The 1,526-nt window shown below is 68.8% G+C and carries 1 protein-coding gene; it reads left to right on the plus strand.

The genetic code is table 11. The features are described 5' to 3' along the window. A partial coding sequence (locus tag NRB56_RS38070; protein WP_227838693.1) for a condensation domain-containing protein occupies positions 1–1,526 on the plus strand: 1,526 nt, incomplete at both ends.

A 1,526-nucleotide genomic window follows, 5' to 3' on the forward strand; every position in this document is an offset into this window, starting at 1 on the left:
GATTCGGTGCTGATCCGGTTGGAGGGGCACGGTCGTGAGGAGGAGGCGGTGCCGGGCGCGGATCTGTCGCGCACGGTGGGCTGGTTCACCTCGATCTTCCCGGTGCGGTTCGATCTGTCGGGCATCGATGTCGATGCGGCGCTGGCCGGTGGCCCGGCGATGGGCCGGGCGATCAAGGCCGTGAAGGAACAGTTGCTGGCGGTGCCGGGCAAGGGCCTCGGGTACGGCATGCTGCGCTACCTGAACCCGGAGACCGCCGACCGGCTGCCGGTGCGGTCACCGGGTCAGGTGAGTTTCAACTACCTCGGCCGGGTCTCCGATTCCGCTGTGCCGGAAGCCCTGCGGGGCTTCGGCTGGATCCCCGCGCCCGAACTCGGGGAGCTGGGCGCCGGTTACGACGCGGATATGCCGGCGATGGCGCCGATCGATGTGAACGCGATCGTGGCGGGGGATCGGTTGTCGGCGCAGATCGGTTATCCGGCGACGTTGCTGGATGCCGCGGCGGTGGCGGAGTTCGGTGGGTTGTGGGTGCGGGCGTTGGAGGCGGTGGCGCGGCATGCGTTGTCGCCGGGGGCGGGTGGGTTCACGCCGTCGGATTTCCCGTTGGTGCGGTTGAGTCAGAACGATATCGACGGGGTGGCGCGGCGGTTCCCGGCGGTGGCCGAGGTGTGGTCGTTGTCGGCGTTGCAGTCGGGGTTGTTGTTCCATGCGCAGTTGGCGGCGGCGTCGGTGGATGTGTATACCGCGCAGGTGGTGCTGACGTTGTCGGGGCGGGTGGATCCGGGCCGGTTGCGGGATGCGGCACAGGCGGTGCTGGATCGGTACGACAGTCTGCGGACGGCGTTCGTCACCGACGGTGACGGCAACCCCGTCCAGGTCGTCGTCGACGGACTGGATGTGCCGTGGGCCGAATACGATCGGTCGGCGACCGGCCGGGCCGAGGACCTGATCGCCGCGGATCGGCAGCGGCGGTTCGATCTGGCGTCACCGCCGTTGATGCGGTTCACGTTGATTCGTACGGGTTCGCGGGATTGGCAGTTGGTAGTGTCGAATCATCACATCCTGCTCGATGGCTGGTCGATGCCGTTGCTGATGCGGGATCTGCTGATGTTGTACGCGACCCGGGCGGACGCGTCGGCGTTGCCGGGGGTGCGGTCGTATCGCGGGTTCCTGGAATGGCTTGCGCGCCAGGATCATGCGGGGTCGCTTCAGGTGTGGCGGCGGGCGCTGTCGGGGGTGTCGGAGCCGACGTTGCTGACCCGGCCGCAGTCGGGGCGGGAGATCACGAGTCTGGCCGGGGAGTATCTGTTCGGGCTGGGTGAGGCGGCGACGGCGCGGCTGGTGGCGGTGGCCGCGGAGTCCGGTGTCACGGTGAACACGGTGGTGCAGACCGCGTGGGGTGTGTTGCTGGGCCGGTTGACCGGTCGCGATGATGTGTTGTTCGGTACCACGGTGTCCGGGCGGCCGGCGGGGCTGGCCGGGGTCGAGTCCATGGTCGGCCTGTTCATCAACACCGTCCCCGTCCG

It is taken from the genome of Nocardia aurantia, assembly GCF_009604425.1.
Lineage (GTDB): Bacteria > Actinomycetota > Actinomycetes > Mycobacteriales > Mycobacteriaceae > Nocardia > Nocardia aurantia.